The 24,908-nt window shown below is 42.6% G+C and carries 25 protein-coding genes; 22 read left to right on the top strand and 3 right to left on the bottom strand.

Annotated elements, in window-relative coordinates:
• Positions 1–144: 144 nt before the first annotated feature.
• The 14 genes from leuS to crcB all read left to right on the top strand — a co-directional run bounded on the left by leuS (position 145) and on the right by crcB (position 14,111).
• A complete protein-coding gene (gene leuS / locus CKY02_RS08980; RefSeq protein WP_112895031.1) occupies positions 145–2,727 on the top strand; it encodes a leucine--tRNA ligase in 2,583 nt (860 codons plus the stop codon).
• A gap of 13 nt (positions 2,728–2,740) precedes the next feature.
• Positions 2,741–3,289: an LPS assembly lipoprotein LptE gene (gene lptE / locus CKY02_RS08975; RefSeq protein ID WP_112895030.1), complete on the top strand. Its 549-nt coding sequence runs from the start codon at positions 2,741–2,743 to the stop codon at positions 3,287–3,289.
• Positions 3,286–4,326: a DNA polymerase III subunit delta gene (gene holA, locus CKY02_RS08970; RefSeq protein ID WP_112895029.1), complete on the top strand. Its 1,041-nt coding sequence runs from the start codon at positions 3,286–3,288 to the stop codon at positions 4,324–4,326. The genes lptE and holA overlap by 4 nt, the downstream gene beginning before the upstream one ends.
• Positions 4,310–4,987 carry a nicotinate-nucleotide adenylyltransferase gene (gene nadD / locus CKY02_RS08965; RefSeq protein WP_112895028.1) on the top strand — a complete coding sequence of 226 codons (678 nt, stop codon included), beginning with the start codon at positions 4,310–4,312 and terminating at the stop codon, positions 4,985–4,987. Before holA ends, nadD begins: the two co-directional genes overlap by 17 nt.
• A gap of 98 nt (positions 4,988–5,085) precedes the next feature.
• A complete protein-coding gene (rsfS, locus tag CKY02_RS08960) occupies positions 5,086–5,412 on the top strand; it encodes a ribosome silencing factor (RefSeq protein ID WP_074525019.1) in 327 nt (108 codons plus the stop codon).
• A gap of 2 nt (positions 5,413–5,414) precedes the next feature.
• Positions 5,415–5,885, top strand: coding sequence for a 23S rRNA (pseudouridine(1915)-N(3))-methyltransferase RlmH (gene rlmH, locus CKY02_RS08955; protein ID WP_112895027.1), 471 nt, complete (start codon positions 5,415–5,417; stop codon positions 5,883–5,885).
• A gap of 40 nt (positions 5,886–5,925) precedes the next feature.
• Positions 5,926–7,821, top strand: a complete 1,896-nt coding sequence (gene mrdA / locus CKY02_RS08950; RefSeq protein WP_112895026.1) for a peptidoglycan DD-transpeptidase MrdA — start codon at positions 5,926–5,928, stop codon at positions 7,819–7,821.
• Between the two features lie 8 nt (positions 7,822–7,829).
• Positions 7,830–8,942 (top strand): peptidoglycan glycosyltransferase MrdB, encoded by a 1,113-nt coding sequence (mrdB, locus tag CKY02_RS08945; RefSeq protein WP_112895025.1) that lies wholly within the window; start codon positions 7,830–7,832, stop codon positions 8,940–8,942.
• 13 nt (positions 8,943–8,955) lie between these two features.
• Positions 8,956–9,954, top strand: a complete 999-nt coding sequence (rlpA, locus tag CKY02_RS08940) for an endolytic peptidoglycan transglycosylase RlpA (protein ID WP_112895024.1) — start codon at positions 8,956–8,958, stop codon at positions 9,952–9,954.
• A gap of 161 nt (positions 9,955–10,115) precedes the next feature.
• Positions 10,116–11,327: a D-alanyl-D-alanine carboxypeptidase DacA gene (gene dacA, locus CKY02_RS08935; RefSeq protein WP_112878110.1), complete on the top strand. Its 1,212-nt coding sequence runs from the start codon at positions 10,116–10,118 to the stop codon at positions 11,325–11,327.
• A 157-nt stretch (positions 11,328–11,484) separates the two neighbouring features.
• A complete protein-coding gene (ybeD, locus tag CKY02_RS08930; RefSeq protein ID WP_112878070.1) occupies positions 11,485–11,748 on the top strand; it encodes a DUF493 family protein YbeD in 264 nt (87 codons plus the stop codon).
• 131 nt (positions 11,749–11,879) lie between these two features.
• Complete coding sequence (gene lipB / locus CKY02_RS08925; RefSeq protein ID WP_112895023.1) at positions 11,880–12,521, top strand: lipoyl(octanoyl) transferase LipB; 642 nt, start codon at positions 11,880–11,882, stop codon at positions 12,519–12,521.
• 110 nt (positions 12,522–12,631) lie between these two features.
• Complete coding sequence (lipA, locus tag CKY02_RS08920) at positions 12,632–13,597, top strand: lipoyl synthase (RefSeq protein WP_011145615.1); 966 nt, start codon at positions 12,632–12,634, stop codon at positions 13,595–13,597.
• A 139-nt stretch (positions 13,598–13,736) separates the two neighbouring features.
• Positions 13,737–14,111 (top strand): fluoride efflux transporter CrcB, encoded by a 375-nt coding sequence (crcB, locus tag CKY02_RS08915; RefSeq protein ID WP_112895022.1) that lies wholly within the window; start codon positions 13,737–13,739, stop codon positions 14,109–14,111.
• Between the two features lie 81 nt (positions 14,112–14,192).
• Here crcB and cspE read toward each other — a convergent pair whose 3' ends face one another.
• Both cspE and CKY02_RS08905 read right to left on the bottom strand, forming a co-directional pair.
• On the bottom strand, positions 14,193–14,402 hold the full coding sequence (cspE, locus tag CKY02_RS08910) for a transcription antiterminator/RNA stability regulator CspE (protein WP_146747419.1): 210 nt from the start codon (positions 14,400–14,402) through the stop codon (positions 14,193–14,195).
• A gap of 218 nt (positions 14,403–14,620) precedes the next feature.
• Positions 14,621–15,082: a methylated-DNA--[protein]-cysteine S-methyltransferase gene (locus CKY02_RS08905; RefSeq protein ID WP_011145612.1), complete on the bottom strand. Its 462-nt coding sequence runs from the start codon at positions 15,080–15,082 to the stop codon at positions 14,621–14,623.
• A 331-nt stretch (positions 15,083–15,413) separates the two neighbouring features.
• Here CKY02_RS08905 and nrdH point away from each other — a divergent pair, with 331 nt between their 5' ends.
• From nrdH to proX, 7 genes are all read left to right on the top strand, one after another.
• A complete protein-coding gene (gene nrdH / locus CKY02_RS08900; RefSeq protein ID WP_112895021.1) occupies positions 15,414–15,644 on the top strand; it encodes a glutaredoxin-like protein NrdH in 231 nt (76 codons plus the stop codon).
• A gap of 13 nt (positions 15,645–15,657) precedes the next feature.
• Complete coding sequence (gene nrdI, locus CKY02_RS08895) at positions 15,658–16,074, top strand: class Ib ribonucleoside-diphosphate reductase assembly flavoprotein NrdI (RefSeq protein ID WP_162107608.1); 417 nt, start codon at positions 15,658–15,660, stop codon at positions 16,072–16,074.
• Between the two features lie 2 nt (positions 16,075–16,076).
• Entirely contained in the window at positions 16,077–18,206 is a 2,130-nt protein-coding gene (gene nrdE / locus CKY02_RS08890; protein ID WP_112895020.1) for a class 1b ribonucleoside-diphosphate reductase subunit alpha, read from the top strand.
• Between the two features lie 20 nt (positions 18,207–18,226).
• Positions 18,227–19,186 (top strand): class 1b ribonucleoside-diphosphate reductase subunit beta, encoded by a 960-nt coding sequence (nrdF, locus tag CKY02_RS08885; RefSeq protein ID WP_112895019.1) that lies wholly within the window; start codon positions 18,227–18,229, stop codon positions 19,184–19,186.
• A gap of 593 nt (positions 19,187–19,779) precedes the next feature.
• Entirely contained in the window at positions 19,780–20,979 is a 1,200-nt protein-coding gene (gene proV / locus CKY02_RS08880) for a glycine betaine/L-proline ABC transporter ATP-binding protein ProV (protein ID WP_112895018.1), read from the top strand.
• Positions 20,972–22,057 carry a glycine betaine/L-proline ABC transporter permease ProW gene (gene proW / locus CKY02_RS08875; protein ID WP_112895017.1) on the top strand — a complete coding sequence of 362 codons (1,086 nt, stop codon included), beginning with the start codon at positions 20,972–20,974 and terminating at the stop codon, positions 22,055–22,057. The genes proV and proW overlap by 8 nt, the downstream gene beginning before the upstream one ends.
• 69 nt (positions 22,058–22,126) lie before the next feature.
• On the top strand, positions 22,127–23,125 hold the full coding sequence (gene proX / locus CKY02_RS08870; RefSeq protein WP_112895016.1) for a glycine betaine/L-proline ABC transporter substrate-binding protein ProX: 999 nt from the start codon (positions 22,127–22,129) through the stop codon (positions 23,123–23,125).
• 3 nt (positions 23,126–23,128) lie between these two features.
• On the opposite strand, the gene CKY02_RS24475 is transcribed toward proX, so the two are convergent.
• Positions 23,129–23,278: a hypothetical protein gene (locus CKY02_RS24475; protein WP_162119969.1), complete on the bottom strand. Its 150-nt coding sequence runs from the start codon at positions 23,276–23,278 to the stop codon at positions 23,129–23,131.
• A gap of 416 nt (positions 23,279–23,694) precedes the next feature.
• On the opposite strand from CKY02_RS24475, the gene CKY02_RS08865 reads away from it, so the two are divergent.
• The gene (locus CKY02_RS08865; protein WP_112895015.1) at positions 23,695–24,885 is read left to right on the top strand and encodes an MFS transporter; all 1,191 of its coding nucleotides are present in this window, start codon (positions 23,695–23,697) and stop codon (positions 24,883–24,885) included.
• Positions 24,886–24,908 lie beyond the last annotated feature (23 nt).

The following is a 24,908-nucleotide window of genomic DNA, read 5'->3' as shown; positions in this document are numbered from 1 at the left end:
GGTGGCTCCCGTCGCCATCGGATTTTCCCTCAGAACCTCTGTTTCTTATATATCAAATCAGATATGCTATGCCGACCTCATATTTTACCAACTAAATGATTGCTACAAACGTAGCTTTTTACTCACCATAGGATCATCGGTGCCATGCAAGAACAATACCGTCCAGAAGATATAGAGCCGCAAGTTCAGCTTCACTGGCAAGAGAAGCAAACTTTCAAAGTGACAGAAGACAACAGCAAAGAAAAATATTACTGCCTGTCCATGCTACCTTACCCTTCTGGTCGACTACACATGGGCCATGTACGTAACTACACTATTGGCGATGTTATCTCCCGCTATCAGCGTATGCTTGGCAAAAACGTTCTGCAACCTATCGGTTGGGACGCGTTTGGCCTGCCTGCGGAAGGTGCCGCGGTCAAAAACAATACAGCACCTGCTCCGTGGACCTATGCCAACATCGAATATATGAAAGGTCAATTGAAAACACTGGGCTTCGGTTACGACTGGGATCGTGAAGTCACAACCTGTACCCCGGAATATTACCGTTGGGAACAGTGGTTCTTCACCAAATTGTATGAAAAGGGCTTGGTTTATAAAAAAACCTCCGCAGTTAACTGGTGTCCCCACGATCTGACTGTTCTGGCTAATGAACAAGTGGTCGATGGCTGTTGCTGGCGTTGTGATAGCAAAGTTGAACGTAAAAAAATTCCGCAATGGTTTATCAAGATCACTGATTATGCCGAAGAGTTGTTAAATGATCTGGATACGCTGGAAGAGTGGCCTGAACAAGTCAAAACCATGCAGCGCAACTGGATTGGTCGTTCTGAAGGGGTAGAAATCACTTTTGATGTGGCTGATAGTCAGGAGAAGCTGACCGTTTATACCACTCGTCCTGATACGTTCCTGGGTGCCACTTATGTTGCGGTTGCCGCAGGTCATCCTCTGGCAAAACAAGCAGCAGAAAATAACCCTGAACTGGTTACTTTCATTGATGAGTGCCGTAATACCAAAGTTGCAGAAGCAGATATGGCAACAATGGAGAAGAAAGGCATGGCAACCGGTATGTTTGCTATTCATCCATTGACCAAAGAAAAAGTGGCAATCTGGGTTGCAAACTTCGTCCTGATGGAATACGGCACCGGTGCTGTCATGGCAGTGCCTGGTCACGATCAACGCGACTGGGAATTTGCGACAAAATATAACCTGCCAATAAAAGCCGTTATTCTGGATAGCGAAGGCAATGAACCAAACGTCCATGAAGCGCCTATAACAGATAAAAATATCCTGTTTAATTCCGGTGAATTTAGCGATCTGAATCACGAAGATGGTTTCAATGCTATTGCTGATAAACTGGTGGAAATGGGCGTAGGTAAGCGTAAAGTCAACTATCGTCTGCGTGACTGGGGAGTTTCTCGTCAACGTTATTGGGGCGCTCCTATTCCAATGGCAACGCTGGATGATGGCACAGTTGTTCCGATTCCAGCAGCTCAACTGCCAGTTATTCTGCCAGAAGATGTCAAAATGGACGGCATCACCAGCCCAATTAAAGCTGATCCTGAGTGGGCGAAAACCACTATCAACGGCCAACCAGCACTACGTGAAACAGATACCTTCGATACTTTTATGGAGTCTTCTTGGTACTACGCTCGCTACACCTGTCCAGATTATGACAAGGGCCTGCTCAATCCAGCAGCAGCTAACTATTGGCTGCCAGTTGACCAATACATCGGTGGTATCGAACATGCTATCATGCATCTGATGTATTTCCGCTTCTTCCATAAACTGATGCGTGATGCTGGCCTGGTCAATTCCAATGAACCCGCTAAGCGCCTGTTATGTCAAGGCATGGTTCTGGCCGATGCTTTTTATTACCTCGGCAAAGATGGTGAAAAAATCTGGGTTTCCCCAGCTGATACTATTGTTGAGCGTGATGATAAAAGCCGTATCATTAAAGCGATGGATAAAGAAGGCCATGAACTGGTTTATACCGGCATGAGCAAAATGTCTAAATCCAAAAACAACGGTATTGACCCACAATTGATGGTAGAAAAATATGGGGCTGATACCGTTCGCCTATTTATGATGTTCGCGGCTCCACCAGAGCTGACGCTAGAATGGCAAGAATCCAGTGTTGAAGGGGCAAATCGCTTCCTGAAACGTGTATGGCGCCTGGTTTATGAACATAGCAGCAAAGGGGCAACACAACCGCTAAACATCACAAACCTGACAATGGAACAAAAAGATCTATTCCGAGATCTGCACAAAACCATTGCTAAAGTCACAGATGATGTCGGTCGCCGCCAGGCATTCAATACTGCTATCGCTGCCGTAATGGAATTGATGAATAAACTGGCCCGCGCACCACAGGAAACTGAGCAGGATCGCGCTCTGATGCAAGAGGCTCTGCTGGCAGTTGTCCGTATGTTGTCACCAATAACTCCCCATGTTTGCTTTATTATGTGGCAAGCTCTGGGGGGTGAAGGTGATATTGATACGGCTGATTGGCCACAAGCTGATGAACAAGCAATGGTTGACGATACCAAGTTAGTCGTCATTCAAGTTAACGGTAAAGTGCGTGGTCGTGTTACTGTGCCAGCTGAGGCGACTAAAGAATATGTTCATGATCTGGCAGCAAAAGAGTATGGTGTGACGAAATATCTTGAAGGCGTCACTATTCGCAAAGTCATTTATGTACCAGGCAAACTGCTGAATCTGGTCGTCGGCTGATAAAGGAGGCAATGTGCGACATCGTATTTTAACGTTGCTGCTGGGGTTAGCGGTGCTGGTCACCGCTGGCTGCGGTTTTCATCTGCGCGGTACCACCCAGGTGCCACCTGAACTCAAAAAGCTGCAAATAACAAGCAGTGACCCATATGGGCCACTGGCCCGTTCCGTTCGCCAACAGCTTCGTCTGAATAACGTCACTATCCTTGAGGATGGTAGCGCTGATGTTCCTGTTTTGAAGTTAATTAACTCTTCTGAAAATAAAGATACTGTCTCTATTTTCCAAGATGGTAAGGCGGCTGAACGTCAATTGACACTGAATGTCGATGCTCAGGTTATTATGCCAGACGGTAGCGTATACCCGCTGCGATCCAGGGTTGACCGCTCTTTTTTCGACAACCCATTAGAGGCCCTGGCGAAAGATGCTGAAAACGAGATAATCAATCAGGAAATGCGTGAACAAGCTGCTCGCCGGTTAGTTCGCCAGTTATTGACCGTTCACAACGCAGAAAAGCAGAAAGCCCGAGAAAAACAGGTGGGACAGCAAGCTGCGCAAGCACAATGATCAAACTCTATCCCGAACAACTGATTTCGCAGCTCAATGAGGGGCTGCGAAACTGTTATCTAATATGGGGTAATGAACCCCTACTATTACAGGAAAGCCAGGATCATATTCGCAAGGCTGCTGAAAAACACGCCTTCACTGAACACTTCACCTATACACTGGATAATCACACCGAGTGGGATGAGATATTCAATATTTGTCAGTCATTAAGTCTGTTTGCTAGCCGTCAAACACTCACTTTACTACTGCCGGAAAATGGCCCTAACACAACCATAGCCGAACAACTGGTGAAACTAGCAGGGCTACTTCACCCAGATATACTGCTAATACTACGTGGTTTGAAATTGACCAAGGCTCAGGAGAACAGTAACTGGTTCAAAATACTAGGAAAAAATGGTGTTTATGTCAGTTGTCAGTCCCCCGAACAGAACCGTCTGCCGCAATGGGTTGCACACCGGGCCAAAGCCATGAAATTGGCACTGGAAGAACAAGCCAATCAACTACTGTGTTATTGTTATGAAGGAAATTTACTGGCGTTAGCTCAGGCACTTGAGCGACTTTCCCTGCTATACCCAGACGGTAAACTGACCTTACATCGTGTCGAAAATGCGGTGAATGACGCGGCTCACTTTACACCTTATCACTGGGTAGACTCACTATTATCAGGTAAAGCAAAACGAGCCTGGCATATTCTGAAACAGTTAAAACAGGAAGATTGCGAAGCTGTTATTCTATTACGTACCGTACAGCGTGAATTACTATTGCTACTCACGCTGAAACGTCAAAGTACCACAACCCCGATGAAAACACTGTTAGATCAGCATCGGGTATGGCAAAACCGCCGTCCATTACTGACAAGCGCACTGCAACGTCTCACTCAACATGATTTGCAGCGAGCAATTCATTTACTTGTACAGATGGAACGCCAGATCAAACAGGATTACGGCCAGTCTATTTGGTCAGATTTAGAAACTCTTTCTATGCTGTTATGTGGAAAAACCTTACCTGAGAGCTTTTTTAATGCCTCATGCCATTGATTCTACTTGCCCGAAACAACCCGTTATTAAAGCATTATTTGGTGGAACATTCGATCCCATCCATTACGGGCACTTACAACCAGTTGAAACCCTGGCATATCAAACTGGCCTGAATCAAGTGATTTTACTACCAAATCACGTCCCCCCACACCGCCCACAACCGGAAGCCACTGCACAACAGCGGCTTGAAATGGTACAACTGGCAGTACAGGATAGCCCACTGTTTACCGTCGATAAGCGTGAACTGGAGCGCACTATCCCCTCTTACACAATTGATACGCTAGAGTCATTCCGTCAGGAACTTGGTAACAAACCACCACTAGCATTTATAATCGGCCAAGATGCTTTGTTATCACTGCACACTTGGCATCGTTGGCCAGAACTACTGAGTTTCTGCCATTTGCTAGTTTGTGCTCGTCCTGGCTATCAAACTCAGTTTTCCACAACTGAAATGCAACAATGGCTTACAAAACATCAAATCTACGATCCAAGTCAACTTGGCAGTAAACCTAACGGTTATATCTATCTGGCAGATACACCTCTGCTGTCGATCTCAGCAACAGACATCCGTCAACGCCACCAGCAAGGGTTAAGTTGTGACGATTTACTCCCCCTTTCAGTACAAAAGTATATAGATTCACAGGGGTTATATCGCCAATAGCGGAATCTGCCTCGATTAGTCGCTTAGTTGACTTACCCTTAAGTGACCTGACATGCTATTATTCCGCACTATTTAATCAATTGTGATAAAAAATAAGGATGAGCCTTTTGCAAGGTAAAGAACTCCAACAGTTTGTTATTGATAAGCTTGAAAACTCCAAAGCACAGGATATTGTTTCCCTTGATGTCCAAGGGAAATCAAGTATTACCGATTGCATGATTATCTGCACCGGAACTTCCAACCGCCATCTGATGTCTGTCGCGGATAATCTGGTTGATGACTGTCGCGCGAGCGGCCTGATCCCACTTGGCGTTGAAGGACAAGGCGTATCTGACTGGATTGTCGTAGACCTCGGTGAAGTTATCGTACATGTCATGCAAGAAGAGAGCCGCCGCATGTACGAACTCGAAAAGCTCTGGAGCTGAGTTTGAAGCTGCAATTAATCGCTGTAGGTACAAAAATGCCGGACTGGATACAGGCCGGCTTTACAGATTATTTGCGTCGTTTTCCCAAAGACATGCCATTTGATCTGATAGAAATTCCGGCTGGCAAACGGGGGAAAAATGCGGATATTAAACGCATTCTGGAAAAAGAAGGCGAACAAATGCTAGCCGCTGTCAGCAAAGGCAGCCGTATTGTCACCCTGGACATTCCGGGTTCCCGCTGGGAAACGCCTCAATTGGCGCAACAGCTTGAACATTGGAAACGGGATGGTAGAGATGTCAGTTTGTTGATAGGTGGGCCCGAAGGTCTCGCTCCGGCATGTAAAGCCGCCTCAGAACAAAGCTGGTCACTGTCACCGCTAACCTTACCCCATCCTCTGGTCCGAGTTTTGGTTGCGGAAAGCCTGTACCGGGCATGGAGTATTACGACCAATCATCCCTATCATCGGGAATAATTTGGTTATCAACGGATAAAAGCGAATTTCTGGCAATGGGATGAAGAATAAACGTACCCCTTTTCGTGATTATACGGCTGAATCAGCCCTATTTGCTCGCCGCGCATTGGTGGCGTTTATTATCATCCTGGTACTGACTGGTATCCTGATGGTCAATCTTTACCATTTACAAATCACCCGCCACGAAGACTATCAAACCCGTTCAAACGAAAACCGTATTAAACTGGTTCCAATTGCGCCAAGCCGCGGGATCATTTATGACCGAAACGGCACGCCATTGGCACTTAATCGAACTATCTATCAGTTGGAAATCATACCTGAAAAGGTAGAACACCTTGAGCAAACGCTGAATGATTTACGTAATGTTATCGATCTGACTGACGAAGATATTGCCAACTTTGAAAAAGAGCGTAAACGCTCGCGCCGCTTTACCTCTATTCCATTGAAAACTTCACTTGATCATATTCAAGTAGCACGCTTTGCCGTTAACCAATATCGTTTCCCTGGTTTTGAAATAAAAGGCTACCAACGCCGCTTCTATCCTTATGGTTCAGCACTGACACATATCATCGGCTATGTTGCTAAAATTAATGATAAAGATGTAGAACGATTGGATAAAGAAGGTATTTTACCTAATTACGCCGCTACCCATGATATTGGCAAACTGGGTATTGAACGCTATTATGAAACTGTTTTACACGGCAAAACGGGTTATGAAGAAGTCGAAGTGAATAACCGAGGCCGGGTGATACGCCAATTACATGAACAACCACCACAGGCCGGACAAGATATTTACTTAACCATCGATCTCGAATTGCAGATTTACATTGAGAAACTCCTCACAACCAGCCGTGCCGCGGTCGTTGTCAGTGATCCACGTAATGGGGAAATTCTGGCACTGGTATCTAACCCAAGCTATGATCCAAACCTATTCGTAAACGGTATCTCCAATAAGAGCTACCAGGAACTATTAAACAATCCTGATAGGCCGCTTATTAATCGTGCTACTCAAGGAATCTATCCTCCAGCTTCGACAGTGAAACCTTTTATTACCGTCGCAGCACTAAGTACAGGCGTTATCAATAAAAATACCACTATTTTTGATCCAGGTTGGTGGCAATTACCGGGTTCAGAAAAACGCTACCGTGACTGGAAACGTTGGGGGCATGGTAGTCTCAATGCACATAGAGCCATTGTAGAATCGGCGGATACTTTCTTCTATCAAGTGGCCTATGATATGGGAATTGATCGTCTATCTGAATGGATGACCAAGTTTGGCTATGGCGAACATACTGGAATCGACCTAGCCGAAGAACGCACTGGTATCATGCCTACCCGCGAATGGAAACAAAGAAAATATAAAAAACCTTGGTATCAAGGAGATACCATTCCTGTGGGTATCGGCCAGGGATATTGGACAGCAACCCCCATTCAACTGGTAAAAGCGCTGACAACCTTAATTAACGACGGTAATGTAAAAACACCACATCTTCTGCTAAGCAAAAAGCTGAAAGGTGAGATGATCCCTTATCAACAAATAGAAAATATTCAGATCGGTGATATCCATTCAGGATATTGGGAATTAGCAAAAAACGGTATGTACGGTGTTGCTAACCTGCCAAACGGTACCAGCCATAAGAGTTTTATCGGCACGCCTTATAAAGCAGCGGCCAAATCAGGAACAGCACAGGTCTACAGTTATGAAACCTACAATGCCAGTAAAATTGCTGAGCATTTACGGGATCATAAGCTGATGATCGCTTTCGCTCCTTATGAAAATCCGACAGTAGCCCTTTCCATTATTTTAGAGAATGGTGGTGCAGGTCCAGCAGTGGGAACCCTTGTTCGCCAAATCCTCGACCATGTACTATTAGGGGATAACAACACAACATTGCCGAATGCTGTCCCTATACCTCCCGGAACAGAAAGTGACTGATTAACACCATGACAGAAAACCAAAAAAGGGTTCCTCTCTGGACCAGATTACATATCGACTTACCGTTACTCCTGTGCATTTTAGCATTGCTGATATACAGCGCTTTTGTTATGTGGAGTGCCAGCGGTCAAGATATGGGTATGATGGAGCGCAAAATTGGCCAAATTGGTGCTGGACTGGTTGTCATGCTCATCATGGCGCAAATTCCACCAAGAGTTTATGAAAGCTGGGCGCCCCATCTCTATATTGTTTGTGTCATTTTACTGATTTTTGTCGATGCTTTCGGCCAAATAAGTAAAGGTGCCCAACGCTGGCTAGATTTAGGGATCATCCGCTTCCAACCTTCAGAGATTGCCAAGATAGCCGTACCTCTGATGATCGCACGTTTTATGAACCGCGATTTATGCCCCCCATCACTGAAAAATACGACTATCGCTCTGATGCTCATTTTTCTGCCTACTTTACTGGTTGCCGCTCAGCCAGACCTAGGGACTTCAATATTGATCGCGGCTTCTGGTCTGTTTGTCTTGTTCCTTTCTGGCATGAGTTGGAGGTTGATCGGTATCGCAGCTCTACTGTTAACCTGTTTTATCCCCATCTTGTGGTTCTTCCTGATGCATGGCTATCAGCGCGATCGCGTCATGATGCTACTTGATCCAGAAAGCGATCCACTAGGTAAGGGTTACCATATTATTCAATCAAAAATCGCGATTGGCTCCGGTGGTTTATCAGGTAAAGGCTGGCTATTAGGAACACAATCTCAATTGGAATTTCTGCCAGAACGTCATACAGATTTCATATTTGCCGTACTGTCAGAAGAACTTGGTTTGATTGGCGTACTACTGTTATTAACATTATATATGTTATTAATTACTCGTGGGCTGGTTATCGCAACCAGAGCACAGAACACTTTTGGTCGGGTTATGGTTGGCGGCCTAATGTTAATTCTATTTGTTTATATCTTCGTCAATATTGGCATGGTGAGTGGCATCCTGCCTGTAGTAGGCGTTCCTTTGCCATTTGTCAGTTATGGCGGCTCTGCGTTAATCGTCTTAATGGCGGGTTTCGGCATTATCATGTCGATTCACACACACAGAAAATTGTTGTCCAAAAGTTTATAGAGGAGAGGTTTCAATGCGTCAACACTGGCTTATATTTGGCATGATTGCAGCCCTGCTATCTGGCTGTACTACTCCTGACAAACAAAAACCTGCCCCGTTACCCGTAGTACCAACGCAGGATGTTCTAGGTGCAGAACCTCGTTATGAGCCTTATCATCCTAGCGCCAATGATGATTATCAGATGAACGGACATACTTATCACATTGTGCAAGCCCCCTCTCAGTTTAGTGAGACAGGTTACGCTAGTTGGTACGGTGAAGAATCTAGCGGCAAAATGACCGCAATTGGTGAACGTTTTAATCCTTATGCTCTGACAGCCGCCCATCCTACCCTGCCAATTCCAAGTTATGTCCGTGTGACCAATTTGAGCAATGGCCGCATGATGATTGTTAGAGTCAATGACCGTGGTCCTTATAAACCAGGGCGAATTATCGATCTATCGAAGGCTTCCGCTGAACGGTTAAACCTAACTCAAAGTACCAAAGTTAAGGTTGATTTTATTGAGGTTGCCCAGGACGGTTCTGTATCCGGTCCCGGTACCATTGGCAGCCAGATAGTTAAACAGAGTTATGCTCTACCGGGTAGACCAACGCTGACAACCAGTCCATTAGGAACACCAACAATGGAGAATATCCCTGATCAGACTAGCAGCCAGCCCTTAACAAATCAGCCGATGAAACAGACGATACAACCGGAAGCGACTGAACAACTCCCCGCAATGAAGCTGCAACCACCTAAGCCTGTTACAAACAGTACTTCAATAGTCACAACGCCAACAGCCGCCTCAGCAAATGGTTTTATAGTTCAGGTTGGTGCTGTTAGCAGTGAGCAACGAGCAAAAGAGTGGCAACAAACACTGGCGCAACGCTTTAATGTTCAAGGCCGCGTAACTCAATATAATAACGTTTATCGTGTACAGTTAGGACCATTCAACAATCGCCAGCAAGCTGCCGATTTACAACAAAAACTGGCTGACCAGATACAGCAATCTTCTTTTATCGTCAGTCCTTAATCGTTCTCTTACTGATATCTCACTTTGATTCAGATATCAGTAAGAGGAGTAAAAAAATGTAAACCTGAGTCTTGTCAAAATTTGGCAATGTCAGTATTTTTTTCATTTGCTATGATGTGGCTCGATATCAATCTTTTCTCACGGATGTTGTCAAACTAACCATGAAATATACAACCACTTCTCGTTTTATAAAAAGCACCACCTTGGGTATTGCGCTGGCAATAAGTGCTTCTGCCTTTGCCAATGGGAATGATGTCAACCTGAAAACGATGATCCCAGGAGTGCCTCAGATTGATGCGGAAGCTTATATCCTTATCGACTATAACTCAGGCAAAGTGCTGGCTGAGATGAATGCAGATGCACGCCGTGATCCTGCCAGTCTGACAAAAATGATGACCAGCTATGTTATTGGTCAAGCAATCAAATCAGGCAAAATCCACCCAAATGATATGGTCACTGTTGGCACTGACGCATGGGCAACCGGTAATCCGGTATTTAAAGGCTCTTCCCTGATGTTCCTCAAGCCAGGCGATCAGGTCTCGGTTTCTATGTTATCCCGCGGTATAAACTTGCAATCCGGTAACGATGCCTGTGTTGCAATGGCAGATTATGTTGCCGGTAGCCAAGAGTCTTTCGTTAATTTAATGAATGGCTATGTGAAATCGCTTGGATTAAAGAATACGAATTTCAAAACCGCTCATGGCCTGGACGCAGAAGGCCAATACAGCTCTGCCCGTGACATGGCATTGATTGGTCAAGCGCTGATCCGTGATGTTCCCGAAGAGTACACCATCTATAAAGAGAAAGAGTTTACCTACAACAATATCCGCCAGACAAACCGTAATGGCTTATTGTGGGATAAGAGCCTGAATGTCGATGGTATTAAAACCGGTCACACTAGCGCAGCGGGCTATAACCTAGTCGCTTCTGCGACGGAAGGCGATATGCGCCTGATTTCTGCGGTATTAGGAGGCCACACTTATAAAGGCCGTGAAACAGAAAGTAAGAAACTGCTGACTTGGGGTTTCCGTTTCTTTGAAACTGTTGCTCCTCTGAAAGCAAGCAAAGAATTCGCCTCTGAACCAGTCTGGTTTGGAGATAACGATAGGGTTCAATTAGGTGTTGATAAAGATGTTTATCTGACTATTCCCCGTGGCCGTCTGAAAGATCTGAAAGCCAGCTATGTCATGAATAATAGTGAATTACATGCACCACTGGCGAAAAATCAAGTCGTAGGTACTATCAACTTTCAACTTGATGGCAAAACTATTGAACAGCAGCCTTTAGTCGTCATGAATGAAGTAAAAGAAGGCAGCATCTTCGGCCGCTTTATCGATTACATCAAGCTACTATTTCATCATTGGTTTGGCTAATTCTTGAGATAATTAAGCGATAAACAGAGTCCATCAAAGCGAATCGGACTACCGCCCGATCGCAATAAGCATCTCCGCGTTTTAAGGCGGAGGAAAGTATCAAATTTTACAGAAGAAACTGACCGTGCGTATCGCGGAAAGCAAAACAGGAGCGCCCATGAAAACGAAATTAAATGAACTGCTTGAGTTCCCTTGTTCATTCACTTACAAAGTGATGGGCTTGGCGGAGTCTGAGCTAGTCAATCAGGTCGTTGAAGTGGTTCAACGTCATGCGCCGGGCGATTACTCTCCACAAGTGAAGCCAAGCAGCAAAGGTAACTACCACTCAGTGTCCATTACCATCAATGCGACTCATATTGAACAAGTAGAAACGCTGTATGAAGAATTAGGTAACCTTGAATTGGTACGGGTAGTATTGTAATACACACTAGAGAAATCCCCTATAATTTCACAGGGGATTCTTTATCTATCAGGAATACTACAGTTTCAGGCGCACTAAACTGGTGAGAAGCTCTTCTGAGGGTTATACTGACCAAATCTTATAGCTATCAAATGAAGTTTCAATTGCAACATAAAACGATTTTCTTACGTCAATTAGGAATACAACCCTACGAGCCGATTTCTGATGCAATGCACTTGTTTACTGAGCAGCGAGATACTAATACACCTGATGAAATCTGGCTGGTACAGCATCCAAAAGTCTTTACTCAAGGACAAGCAGGTAAAGCTGAGCATTTGCTGTCCCTCGGTGATATTCCGGTTATTCAATCCGATCGTGGTGGACAAGTCACCTATCATGGCCCTGGTCAGCAGGTTATGTATGTCATGATTGACATTAAACGCGCCAAAATTGGTGTACGGCAACTGGTTACGGCGATAGAGGATGCTGTCATTAAAACCCTTGCTCACTTTGGTGTGAAAGCCCATGCTCGCCCGGATGCCCCTGGTGTCTACGTCAATGAAGCAAAAATTTGCTCTCTTGGATTACGGATACGTAAAGGTTGTTCTTTCCACGGACTAGCCCTCAATATCGCAATGGATTTAGAACCCTTCCTGCGTATTAACCCTTGTGGCTATGCCGGCATGAAAATGATTCAACTCAGTGACTTAGTTCCTGGAATTACTGTTGAACAAGTACAACCTGTTTTGGTAGAGAAATTTTGCCAGCAGTTAGGATTTAAACTGAACAGTTAAAAATGCTATAATTTTTTAACATTTTTCAAAAATTTTTTAATTATTTATCATACAGTAGACTGAATGATAAATCTCAACCTGATGAATTTAACACTGGAACCAGCACGATTATGAGTAAACCAATTCAGATGGAACGCGGAGTTAAGTACCGCGACGCAGACAAAATGGCGCTGATCCCTGTCAAAACAGTGATGACCGAACGTACAGAAATCTTGCGTAAACCTGAGTGGATGAAAATCAAACTTCCTGCGGATTCCAGCCGCATTCAGGGCATCAAATCTGCCATGCGCAAAAATGGTCTGCATTCCGTTTGTGAAGAAGCGTCTTGCCCTAACCTGGCAGAATGCTTCAATCACGGTACAGCAACCTTTATGATCCTTGGCGCAATTTGCACCCGCCGTTGCCCTTTCTGTGATGTTGCGCACGGCCGCCCAATGGCACCTGACACCAATGAACCCGTAAAACTGGCACAAACCATTAAAGACATGGCACTGCGCTACGTTGTCATCACCTCCGTTGACCGTGATGATCTACGTGACGGTGGTGCTCAGCACTTTGCTGACTGCATCTCTGCTATTCGTGAAAAAAATCCATCCATTAAGATTGAAACCTTAGTTCCTGACTTCCGTGGACGTATGGATCGTGCACTTGAAATACTGACAGCGACACCGCCCGATGTCTTTAACCATAATCTGGAAAACGTACCCCGGGTTTACCGTCAGGTGCGCCCTGGTGCAAACTATGAGTGGTCATTAAAATTACTTGAAAAGTTTAAAGAAGCCCATCCTGATATTCCAACCAAATCGGGTCTGATGGTCGGTCTTGGTGAAACCAACGAAGAAATTCTTGATGTTATGCGTGATCTGCGCCGCCACGGTGTGACTATGCTGACTCTGGGACAATATCTACAACCTAGTCGTCATCATTTACCGGTACAGCGCTACGTCAGCCCACAGGAATTTGATGAAATGAAAGAAGAAGCGTTAGCTATGGGGTTCACCCATGCCGCCTGTGGTCCATTTGTCCGTTCTTCTTATCATGCTGACTTACAAGCCAAAGGTGAAGAGGTCAAATAACCCAGTTTCTTATACCCTATGGATTTCAAGCTGCATCGCGACGGCAAGGGAGTGAATCCCCGGGAACATAGCAAACTATGTGACCGGGGTGAGCGAGTGTAGCCAACAAAGAGGCAGCTTGAAATATGACGGGTATATTATGATTAATATTATTCTGGCTATATTTATCGGAGGTGGCTTAGGCAGCGTATTACGTTGGTTTATCAGCCTCCGTCTTAATAATATTTCTTCTAATATCGCGATTGGCACCCTTACCGTTAACTGTATTGGTGCATTAATTATCGGACTAGGGTTAGCCTATTTTAATAAATCTACACACCTTGATCCGGCTTGGAAATTGATGTTGACCACTGGTTTTTGCGGAGGTTTAACAACCTTTTCTACATTCTCTGTTGAAGTTGCTTATTTGTTACTGGACGGGAAACTAGGATGGGCACTGGGAACAGTTTTGCTTAATCTTTTTGGATCATTACTGATGACCATGTTAGCTTTCGTATTGATGCATGAACTTTAAATTAAAATTACCTACATATCGGCCTCATACAAGCCAAAAAAACCCGTTGTAATAACGGGTTTTAGAAATATGGAGTTAAAATCAGATAGCGACAACGTTTGCAGCAGATGGACCTTTAGCGCCGTCAGTGATTTCAAACTCTACTTTTTGACCTTCTGCCAAAGTTTTAAATCCGTTACTCTGAATAGCAGAGAAATGCACGAATACGTCTTTGCTACCATCTTCTGGAGTGATAAACCCGAATCCTTTAGATTCATTAAACCACTTAACGTTACCTTTAATTTTTGACATCAAACTTACCTTTAACGTGAAAATTAAGACACAAAATCTGCGTCGCATACAGTACAACAAATAAGTTGGCTCACTGTCTACAACCAAGATCACGAAAAGCATAATAAAATACGATAGATGTTATCTTTATTTAGTTTTACTACTAAATAATACACATATATAAATATCTATAACCCTCCCTGGTCTTTTATCACACAAGTTATCTAATAAACAAATGACTAGGTTTTTTCATGTTCTAATAGCCAGCTTTTAATATTCAGGCCACCGGTATATCCCACCAATTTACCATCATGTCCAATAACACGATGACAAGGCACAATTAATGAGATCGGATTACGAGAATTAGCCATTCCTACCGCACGACAATAATTAACTGAACCTAATGCTAATGAAAGTTGCTTATAACTCCACACTTCTCCAAACGGGATCTTACATAACTGTAACCATACACGCTGCTGGAATTCAGTTCCTGCCGGATTGAGTGGAACGGAAAACTCAGTTCGCTTACCCGCAAAATATCCCCGTAACTCTTTCACGCACTGCTTAGTAATATCATTTTTCACTTCAGGCGCTGTTTTTTCATCAACAAAATATAGACTGGTCACTCCCTTATCATCCGCAGTGATATGAATATACGGTTTAGGAAATCCTTTGGGTGTATCAAAATAGTGATGATACATAACCACCTCCATTGAAAAAAATATCAATCATTATAGAGATTAGAGTAAATCGTCTTTTCGACAAATTGCAATGATGAATTCAGTTGCTCCCTTACCACCGACTAGAAAACTTAAACTTGTCTGAAGGCGAAAAGCCTGCCAACAAACAGAGAATAACCCACATCGTAATTTTAATGATAGTCACTCGATGTAAAATTAACACCATATATAGTGTGGTTGAAATAAAATTTCACTATATATAGTATGATTCAAGTTCTGGCCTTTAGGTAAATTATTACTCATGAACCAAATTTCGCCATTACATGCCCACAAACTGACAAAGGAGTCGTTAATGAGCATTACCATTTATAGCAAACCGGACTGCGTACAATGCAGCGCAACCTATCAGGCGCTAAGCCGAAGAAATATTCCTTATCAGATTGTCGATTTAACCGAAAACCAGCAGGCTTTAGCGACTATCCGTGCTATGGGCTACCAGCAAATTCCTGTGGTTGTAGCAGGTACACAGCATTGGTCAGGATTTCGTCCAGATAAAATCAACGCATTAACCGAGAATTTATAGGTTTATTATGAATATAAATCCGCTGATCTATTTCTCCAGTTCATCCAGTAATAGCCATAGATTTGTTCAGAAACTGGAAATACCAGCCTTTCGTATTCCAATAAATCAATCAGACAGCCCATTAAACGTAACTTCTCCTTACATTTTACTGACCCCCAGTTACGGTGGTGGCAGTACTAAAGGCGCTGTTCCACCACAAGTGATCCGATTTCTCAATATCGCCGAAAACCGGGCATTCATCCGGGGAGTCATCGCGGCCGGGAATACCAACTTTGGCGAAGCTTACGGCATCGCTGGGCGGATAATTTCAGAGAAATGCCGGATACCCCTCCTATACCGTTTTGAACTGTTGGGTACTGAAGAAGATGTACAACGAGTACGCCAAGGTATTCAAAGGTTCTGGCAACATGATTCATTAGAGAATATGTAATTATGACTTTTCAAATTAATGCACAACAGGATTATCATGCTTTAAATGCCTTGCTCAATCTGTACGATAGTGAAGAAAAGATTCAATTTGACAAAGACAAACTGGCTATTCATTATTATTTTCGCCAGCATGTAAATCCAAACACACTATTTTTCCATAGCCTAAAAGAGAAACTGGATTTCCTCCAACAAGAGGGATATTACGAACCAAACGTGCTGGAGCAATACGATTTTACTTTTATTAAAAAGCTCTTTCAGCAAGCCTATAGCAAAAAATTCCGCTTTCAAACCTTTCTGGGCGCATTCAAATATTACACCAGTTATACTCTGAAAACCTTCGATAATAAACGTTATCTAGAACGCTATGAAGATCGGATATGCATGGTAGCACTGACCCTAGCCCAAGGCGATCAAGTGCTGGCTTGTCGTCTAGTGGATGAGATGATCAGTGGCCGTTTTCAACCAGCAACGCCAACTTTTCTTAATTGCGGTAAGAAACAGCGAGGAGAATTGGTTTCCTGTTTCCTGCTACGCATTGAAGATAATATGGAATCCATCGGACGTTCAGTTAATTCAGCCTTACAACTTTCAAAACGTGGCGGAGGGGTCGCATTCTTACTCAGTAATCTACGGGAAACAGGTGCACCGATAAAAATGATTCAAAATCAATCATCAGGTGTTATCCCAGTGATGAAAATGCTGGAGGATGCGTTTTCATACGCCAATCAACTCGGTGCACGCCAAGGTGCAGGGGCTGTTTATCTCCATGCTCATCATCCCGATATTCTTCGTTTTCTGGATACAAAACGGGAAAATACCGACGAAAAAATCCGTATAAAAACACTCTCTATTGGCGTTGTTATTCCTGATATCACTTTTAAGCTGGCTAAACATAATGAAGATATGTATCTATTTTCCCCTTATGATATTCAGCGGATTTATGGTGTGCCAATGTCCGAAATTAGCATGACAGAAAAATATACTGAAATGGTAAATAACCAACAAATTCGTAAATCAAAAATCAATGCTCGTGAATTTTTCATGACGTTAGCTGAGCTTCAATTCGAATCTGGTTATCCCTATATTATGTATGAAGACACGGTGAATAATGCTAATCCGATTAAAGGTCGGATTAATATGAGTAATTTATGTTCCGAAATTTTACAGGTTAACAGTGCCAGCGAATATGAAGAGGATTTAAGTTACCACCATATTGGGAAAGATATTAGTTGTAATCTGGGATCAATGAATATTGCTCATACAATGGATTCACCTGATTTTACCCTCTCTATTGAAACAGCTATCCGTGCTTTAACCGCGGTATCAGATATGAGCCATATCCGTTCAGTTCCTTCTATCGAAAAAGGAAATCAGGATTCCCATGCCATTGGTTTGGGGCAAATGAATCTTCACGGCTATCTGGCAAGGGAAAAAATTCATTATGGTTCTGAAGAGGGAATAGATTTCACCAATATCTATTTCTATATCGTCACTTATCACGCTCTGCGTACTTCCAATCAGATCGCCATTGAACGCAATGGCTACTTTAAAGGCTTTAAAGATTCTCGTTATGCCAGTGGTGAATTTTTCAATAAATATACAGAAAGAGCATGGCAACCTCAGACAAAAAAGGTCTCTCAATTGTTTGAACAAGCAGGAATAACCATTCCTAATCAACAAGACTGGCTTGAATTAAAAGCCTCAATTATGACTCATGGTATTTACAATCAAAATCTCCAAGCTATTGCTCCTACAGGTTCTATTTCATATATCAACAATTCAACCTCAAGCATTCACCCGATTGTATCCCGTATTGAGATCCGTAAAGATGGTAAAACAGGACGGGTATATTATCCAGCGCCATTTATGACGAATAATAATCTTGAATATTACCAAGATGCTTACGAAATAGGACCGGAAAAAATTATTGATACTTATGCTACAGCCACTCAACACATCGACCAAGGATTATCCCTGACACTTTTCTTCAAAGACGATGCCACTACCCGTGATATTAACAAAGCCCAAATTTACGCCTGGCGTAAAGGAATTAAAACACTTTATTACATCCGTCTGAAACAAACTGCTCTGGAAGGCACGGAAGTACAAGATTGTGTTTCATGCTCACTATAAAATAATTCTGGAAATGTATTATGATCAGTAATCCTATATGTGCAATTAACTGGAATCGAATTGAAGATGACAAAGATCTAGAAGTTTGGAACCGACTGACAACTAATTTTTGGTTACCGGAAAAAATCCCATTATCCAATGATATTACTTCATGGAATACACTGACGACAGAAGAAAAAAAGCTGACTATCCGGGTATTCACCGGGCTGACACTACTGGACACAATTCAGAACACTGTTGGTGCTCCAGCGTTAATGGAAGATGCCCTGACACCCCACGAAGAAGCAGTTATGTCCAACATTAGTTTCATGGAAGCTGTTCATGCACGTTCTTATAGCTCCATTTTTTCAACATTATGCCTAACAACTGATGTGGATGACGCCTATCGCTGGAGTGAAAAGAGTTTTTCATTACAGAATAAAGCCAAAATTATACTAAATTATTATAGTTATCATCATCCATTAAAGAAAAAAATCGCCAGTGTTTTTCTAGAATCATTTTTATTCTATTCAGGTTTCTATTTACCTATGTATTGGTCAAGTCGAGGAATATTAACAAATACAGCCGATTTAATCCGACTTATTATCCGAGATGAAGCCATTCACGGTTATTATATTGGATATAAATTTCAACAATCATTAAAAAAATATTCAACATTAGAGCAAAAAGAGATTAAAGAATTCACTTTTTCATTATTATTAGAATTATACGAAAATGAAATCAAATATACAGAAGAACTTTATGATATTGTTGGCTGGACTGAAGATATTAAAAAATTCTTGCATTATAATGCCAATAAAGCATTAATGAATCTTGGCTATGAAACCTTATTTCCGCCAGAAATGACAAATGTCAGCCCTACAATCCTCTCTGCATTATCACCGAATGCCAATGAAAACCATGATTTCTTTTCTGGTTCAGGTTCATCATATGTTATCGGTAAAGCAGTGAATACTGAGGATGAGGATTGGAATTTCTAAAGAGAATGATTTTATTTTATATAGAATACTTCAAAATAACCATAATAATCTAATATTTTAAAAACCAATATTATTAATCCTGTTTTTTAAACGATAAAATGCCATAAAATCCTTATATTTTTATGGCGTTTTTTCATGACTATTGCCATTTCTATGGATATTTTTTGCCATCTCCGCCTCTTATATCATCCGAAACGACAAAAAACATTAATATAGCTAATTAATTTTAAATTAAATTTCACTCTAATCAGATATAATCAACATGATAAACTAATAATCGATTCTATTTACAACATAGTGAATAATTCATTTGCCGATAAAATTTAAAATTCATTAATAACAACAGTATAGATACAATTAATCCTTACAATGACAGCATGAATTTGGGTAAAATGAATGACTAATAACCATGAAATGACTACAAATATATCTAATTTAAGTCATTCAATATCACTATTTTTTACATTAATTATCATTAACATAGGGTTGTCAGGCTCTCTCAGTATGTTAGGGTATATATATTCAAAGAATCATGCAGAGATGAATAATGCATAACACCATCAAATAACCATTGAAAGGAAAGTAACTATTTCATGGCAATTAAACTTGAAGTTAAAAACCTCTATAAGATATTTGGCGACCATTCAGAATATGCTTTCAAGTTACTGAATTCGGGTTTGAGCAAAGATCAGATATTTGAAAAGACAGGTATGGTTGTTGGTATACAAAATGCCAATCTGACTATTGAAGAAGGCGAAATATTTGTCATCATGGGATTATCCGGCTCCGGCAAATCCACAATGGTACGCCTTCTCAATCGTCTGATAAAACCGACTCGCGGCCAAGTATTGATTGATGGTGAAGATATTTCTGAGATTTCAGCAGCAGCGTTAAGAGAAATTCGCCGTAACAAAATCAGTATGGTTTTCCAATCATTTGCACTGATGCCACATTTAAACATACTGGAAAACAGCGCCTTTGGTATGGAACTGGCCGGAATCACCAAACAAGAACGCAATAAAAAAGCATTGGATGCACTGAAACAGGTAAACCTGGAAAATTATGCACAATCTTATCCAGATGAGCTCTCAGGCGGGATGCGCCAGCGTGTAGGGCTTGCCAGAGCATTAGCTAATAACCCAGATATTTTGCTAATGGACGAAGCATTTTCTGCCCTTGATCCATTAATTCGTACAGAAATGCAAGATGAACTGTTAAGCCTGCAAGGCAATCAGCCACGGACTATCGTCTTTATCTCTCATGATTTGGATGAGGCAATGCGTATCGGAGACCGGATTGCCATTATGCAAGACGGTGTTGTTGTGCAGGTCGGGACACCTGATGAAATCTTGAATAATCCAGCGAATAATTATGTGAAAACTTTCTTTCGTGGCGTAGATATCAGCCATGTATTCAGTGCTAAAGACATTGCCCGTCGCCGTCCTGACTCTCTGCTTCATATTGCACCCGGTTTTGGTCCTCTTTCTGCATTGAAAGTCCTCGATGACGAAAACAGAAACTATGGTTACCTGATCGAACGTGGACAAAAATTCGCCGGTATCGTTTCCGTAAATTCATTGGAAAAAGCATTACGGGAAAAAAAACCTATCGAACACGCCATATTGGCGGAACCAACCTCCGTTGCCGCAGATATGCCCCTCAATGAGCTGATTGCTGTTGTAGCACAATCACCTTGTGCAGTTCCGGTTGTTGGAAATAATGACAAATATATCGGCGTTATTTCCAAAGGGATGCTATTGCAGGCATTAGATAAGGAGACACCAAATGAGTAATCAAAACGAACATCAAACTCAGCCTGTACAGAATTCCGAGGATACCCCGTCCGTCGCTGCCGATAATACGGACCCCTGGAGCAATGGAACCAGTGCTGACAATTCAACGGGTTCTGACTGGCTGGATGCCCCCGCAACTACAGTACAGCCTGAACATTTTAATATCATGGATCCATTCCAGCACCCACTTATCCCTTTAGACTCATGGGTAACCCATGCTATTGATTGGATTGTGCTAAATTTTCGTCCTGCATTTCAGGGAATCCGCGTCCCCATTGATTTTGTTCTCAGTGGCTTTGAACAATGTCTGACATCAATACCTGCTCCCATTGCCATCCTATTTTTTGCCCTGATTGCCTGGCAGTTATCAGGCATTGGTATGGGTATTACTGCTCTGATTTCTCTGGTAATTATTGGTGCAATTGGTGCATGGCCCGAATCGATGGTCACTCTATCACTGGCTCTGACATCGCTATTGTTCTGCATTATCGTTGGTTTACCACTCGGTATATGGCTGGCACACAGCAAGAGAGCCGCGAAAATTATCCAACCTCTGCTTGATGCTATGCAAACCACACCAGCATTCGTCTATCTGGTTCCGATTGTCATGCTGTTTGGCATCGGTAACGTGCCTGGAGTTATCGTCACCATTATCTTTGCTCTACCCCCAATTGTCCGTCTGACAATTTTAGGCATCAAACAGGTTCCAGCAGATCTGATAGAAGCAGCCGAATCTTTCGGCGCCAGCCCTCGTCAGATGCTGTTTAAAGTTCAATTACCACTGGCTATGCCAACCATTATGGCCGGTGTCAACCAAACCCTGATGCTGGCCCTATCAATGGTCGTTATTGCATCAATGATTGCCGTTGGTGGTTTAGGCCAAATGGTTTTGCGAGGTATTGGGCGTCTCGATATGGGGCTTGCTACAGTAGGTGGGGCTGGGATTGTTATTCTTGCGATTCTCCTTGACCGCCTAACACAGTCTCTTGGCTACAGCAACCGGGCTAAAGGCGTAAATCGCTGGTATACCACTGGCCCAATTGGATTAATTACCCGTTTATTTAGCCAAAAAACATAACCTTCCAAAACACCTATCAAACCACAATTGTTTGATAAACACATGATGACTGCAACAGGAGGAAAAACCATGCGCAAAATAGTTATCTGGGCTATATCCCTATCATCACTGATAAGTTCTCAATTATTCGCTGTCGAATTACCGGGTAAAGGTATCAGTGTACAACCCATACAAAGCACCCTTAGCGAAGAAACATTCCAGACGCTGATCGTCAGTAAAGCATTGGAAAAACTTGGTTATGATATCAAACCCATCAAAGAAGTGGACTACAACGTCGCCTATTCCTCTATTTCTTCTGGTGACGCAACCTTTATGGCCGTAAGTTGGGAACCACTGCACAACACCCAATATCAGGCAGCAGGTGGTAATGCCAAATTTTACCGTGTTGGTAACTACGTAGAAAATGCGGCACAAGGCTACTTGATCGATAAAAAAACAGCGGAAAAATACAACATTACTAATATTGCTCAATTAAAAGATCCGAAAATAGCCAAATTATTTGATACCAACGGTAACGGCAAAGCTGATTTAACTGGCTGTAATCCCGGTTGGGGCTGTGAAATCGCCATTAATCATCACCTTAAAGCCTATGGTTTAAACAATAGCGTTGAACACAATCAAGGTAACTATGCAGCCATGATGGCAGATACTATTACCCGCTATAAAGAAGGCAAACCCATCTTATATTACACATGGACACCTTATTGGGTTAGCGACGTGCTGAAACCAGGTAAAGATGTTGTCTGGCTGCAAGTTCCTTTCTCCGCTATGCCTAATGATGAGAAAATAGAGACGAAATTACCAAATGGCGCTAATTATGGTTTTCCACCAAGTATTATGCATATTGCTGCCAATAAAAAATGGGCAGAAGACAACCCAACCGCCGCTAAGTTATTTTCTATCATGAAAATGCCTCTTGCGGATATCAATGCCCAAAACTTGCGGATGCATAATGGTGAGGCATCACAAGCGGATATTGAACGTCACGCCAACGGTTGGATTAAGGCTCATCAGAAATTGTTTGATAGTTGGGTTAAAACTGCCGTTGAAGCCGCTGGAAAAAATTAATATTTAGCAAAAACCGCCGTAACCCCCTCGTCCAGTGCGGACGGAGATATCAGGTGAAAAGCCCAAGGGCTTTAGGACATTACAGTGAATTGGTATATACCCGTCATCTTTCAAGTTGCTTCTTTGTTGGCTGCACTCACTCACCCCGGTCACATAGTTCTCTATGCTCCCGGGGATTCGCTCCCTTGCCGCCGCGATGCATCTTGAAATCTATAGGGTATAAAACAATTCACTGTTTTTTTACTGTTATTTTTTCTGATTCAAAATTCTTATTAAAATTTATATTTCAACAATCTTATAGTCATTATCGCTATATTATGGAAAATAATAGGAATTAATATCGATTTCACATTTCATTCTCAGTTCAATTTGATAGTTAAATCACAAGTTAAAACTACCTAAAACAATGAATACTCAATAGAATTTCTTTAGCAACCATCCTCTCGGCTTTACCATTGAACCTGAATAAAAATTCATTACAATGCAAAAAGTTTAGCTCGTGACGACAGACCTTTAACGAGCTGTCCACTCACCCCTAACCTGCCGTTTAACTATAAGAAAATACATTTATGGAAGAAAATATTTCCCGTACACCATTAAGTCCGGCTTTGATTGCACTGATCGCTATTGCCACAGGTCTGGTTGTCGCCAGCAACTACTATGCACAGCCGCTACTCGATACGATTGCGTTACAATTTAATCTGACCGTCAACGAAGCGGGGTTTATTGTAACCACAGCTCAATTGAGCTATGCCGTTGGCCTAACATTCCTTGTACCATTAGGTGATATGTTCGAACGACGCAGTTTAATTGTCTCAATGACAATATTAGCCACTGTTGGATTACTGATTACCGCCACGTCGCAGAACATCTGGCAAATGTTACTGGGAACGGCAATGACGGGCTTATTTTCGGTGGTCGCTCAAATACTGGTCCCGCTGGCCGCAACACTTGCTCTTCCCCATCAACGAGGAAAAGCTGTCGGTACGATTATGAGCGGTTTACTGCTTGGAATATTACTAGCAAGAACCATCTCAGGAACAATGGCAACTCTTGGTGGCTGGCGAACTGTTTTCTGGGTTGCCAGTGTCTTATTGGTGATTCTTTCTCTGACGCTGTGGCGCTACCTGCCCCGTCATAAACAAGTAACCAATCTCAATTATTTCCAGTTACTTGGCTCTATTGTAAACCTTATCACTACAAGCCCGCTTCTAAGAGTACGCGCCCTACTGGGTGCACTGACATTTGCCAACTTCAGCCTGCTATGGACATCAATGGCATTCCTGCTTTCAGCACCTCCTTTTAACTATTCCGAAGGAGTCATCGGCTTATTTGGATTAGTCGGTGCTGCCGGAGCATTGATGGCAACCCAAACCGGGCAACTCGTTGATAAAGGAAAAGGTCCTCTGACCACCAGCATTTCTCTGGTGCTACTACTTCTTTCATGGATACCGATCGGCTTAGTCAAAGAATCACTAATTGGCTTTATAATTGGTGTTTTTCTCCTTGATATTGCGATTCAAGGTGTTCACGTTACAAATCAAAGTACGATATACCGCATCATGCCAGAAGCGAGAAATCGGCTCACCGCCGCTTATATGACCAGCTATTTTATGGGTGGAGCCCTTGGCTCTCTGGTTTCAGGCTATGCTTACAAACATTCAGGTTGGTATGGCGTTGCCACCGCTGGCATGGCTATCTGTATAATAAGCCTAATCGTGTGGTTTTTAGGCAAAAAGTACGAACCAAAGACGTTGTAAGAAACAGGTCATAGTAAAAGAAT

This window comes from Photorhabdus bodei (assembly GCF_003287735.1).
In the GTDB taxonomy this organism is placed as follows: domain Bacteria; phylum Pseudomonadota; class Gammaproteobacteria; order Enterobacterales; family Enterobacteriaceae; genus Photorhabdus; species Photorhabdus kayaii.
Note: the sequence above shows the minus strand (reverse complement) of the source record. Positions and strands in the feature narration are given on the sequence as shown.

Coding starts and splice junctions, on each gene's coding strand:
- leuS (WP_112895031.1), top strand. CDS start 145: ATGCAAGAACAATACCGTCCAGAAGATATAGAGCCGCAAGTTCAGCTT.
- holA (WP_112895029.1), top strand. CDS start 3,286: ATGATCAAACTCTATCCCGAACAACTGATTTCGCAGCTCAATGAGGGG.
- nadD (WP_112895028.1), top strand. CDS start 4,310: ATGCCTCATGCCATTGATTCTACTTGCCCGAAACAACCCGTTATTAAA.
- rsfS (WP_074525019.1), top strand. CDS start 5,086: ATGAGCCTTTTGCAAGGTAAAGAACTCCAACAGTTTGTTATTGATAAG.
- mrdA (WP_112895026.1), top strand. CDS start 5,926: ATGAAGAATAAACGTACCCCTTTTCGTGATTATACGGCTGAATCAGCC.
- mrdB (WP_112895025.1), top strand. CDS start 7,830: ATGACAGAAAACCAAAAAAGGGTTCCTCTCTGGACCAGATTACATATC.
- rlpA (WP_112895024.1), top strand. CDS start 8,956: ATGCGTCAACACTGGCTTATATTTGGCATGATTGCAGCCCTGCTATCT.
- dacA (WP_112878110.1), top strand. CDS start 10,116: ATGAAATATACAACCACTTCTCGTTTTATAAAAAGCACCACCTTGGGT.
- ybeD (WP_112878070.1), top strand. CDS start 11,485: ATGAAAACGAAATTAAATGAACTGCTTGAGTTCCCTTGTTCATTCACT.
- lipB (WP_112895023.1), top strand. CDS start 11,880: ATGAAGTTTCAATTGCAACATAAAACGATTTTCTTACGTCAATTAGGA.
- lipA (WP_011145615.1), top strand. CDS start 12,632: ATGAGTAAACCAATTCAGATGGAACGCGGAGTTAAGTACCGCGACGCA.
- crcB (WP_112895022.1), top strand. CDS start 13,737: ATGATTAATATTATTCTGGCTATATTTATCGGAGGTGGCTTAGGCAGC.
- cspE (WP_146747419.1), bottom strand. CDS start 14,402: ATGTCAAAAATTAAAGGTAACGTTAAGTGGTTTAATGAATCTAAAGGA.
- CKY02_RS08905 (WP_011145612.1), bottom strand. CDS start 15,082: ATGTATCATCACTATTTTGATACACCCAAAGGATTTCCTAAACCGTAT.
- nrdH (WP_112895021.1), top strand. CDS start 15,414: ATGAGCATTACCATTTATAGCAAACCGGACTGCGTACAATGCAGCGCA.
- nrdE (WP_112895020.1), top strand. CDS start 16,077: ATGACTTTTCAAATTAATGCACAACAGGATTATCATGCTTTAAATGCC.
- nrdF (WP_112895019.1), top strand. CDS start 18,227: ATGATCAGTAATCCTATATGTGCAATTAACTGGAATCGAATTGAAGAT.
- proV (WP_112895018.1), top strand. CDS start 19,780: ATGGCAATTAAACTTGAAGTTAAAAACCTCTATAAGATATTTGGCGAC.
- proW (WP_112895017.1), top strand. CDS start 20,972: ATGAGTAATCAAAACGAACATCAAACTCAGCCTGTACAGAATTCCGAG.
- proX (WP_112895016.1), top strand. CDS start 22,127: ATGCGCAAAATAGTTATCTGGGCTATATCCCTATCATCACTGATAAGT.
- CKY02_RS08865 (WP_112895015.1), top strand. CDS start 23,695: ATGGAAGAAAATATTTCCCGTACACCATTAAGTCCGGCTTTGATTGCA.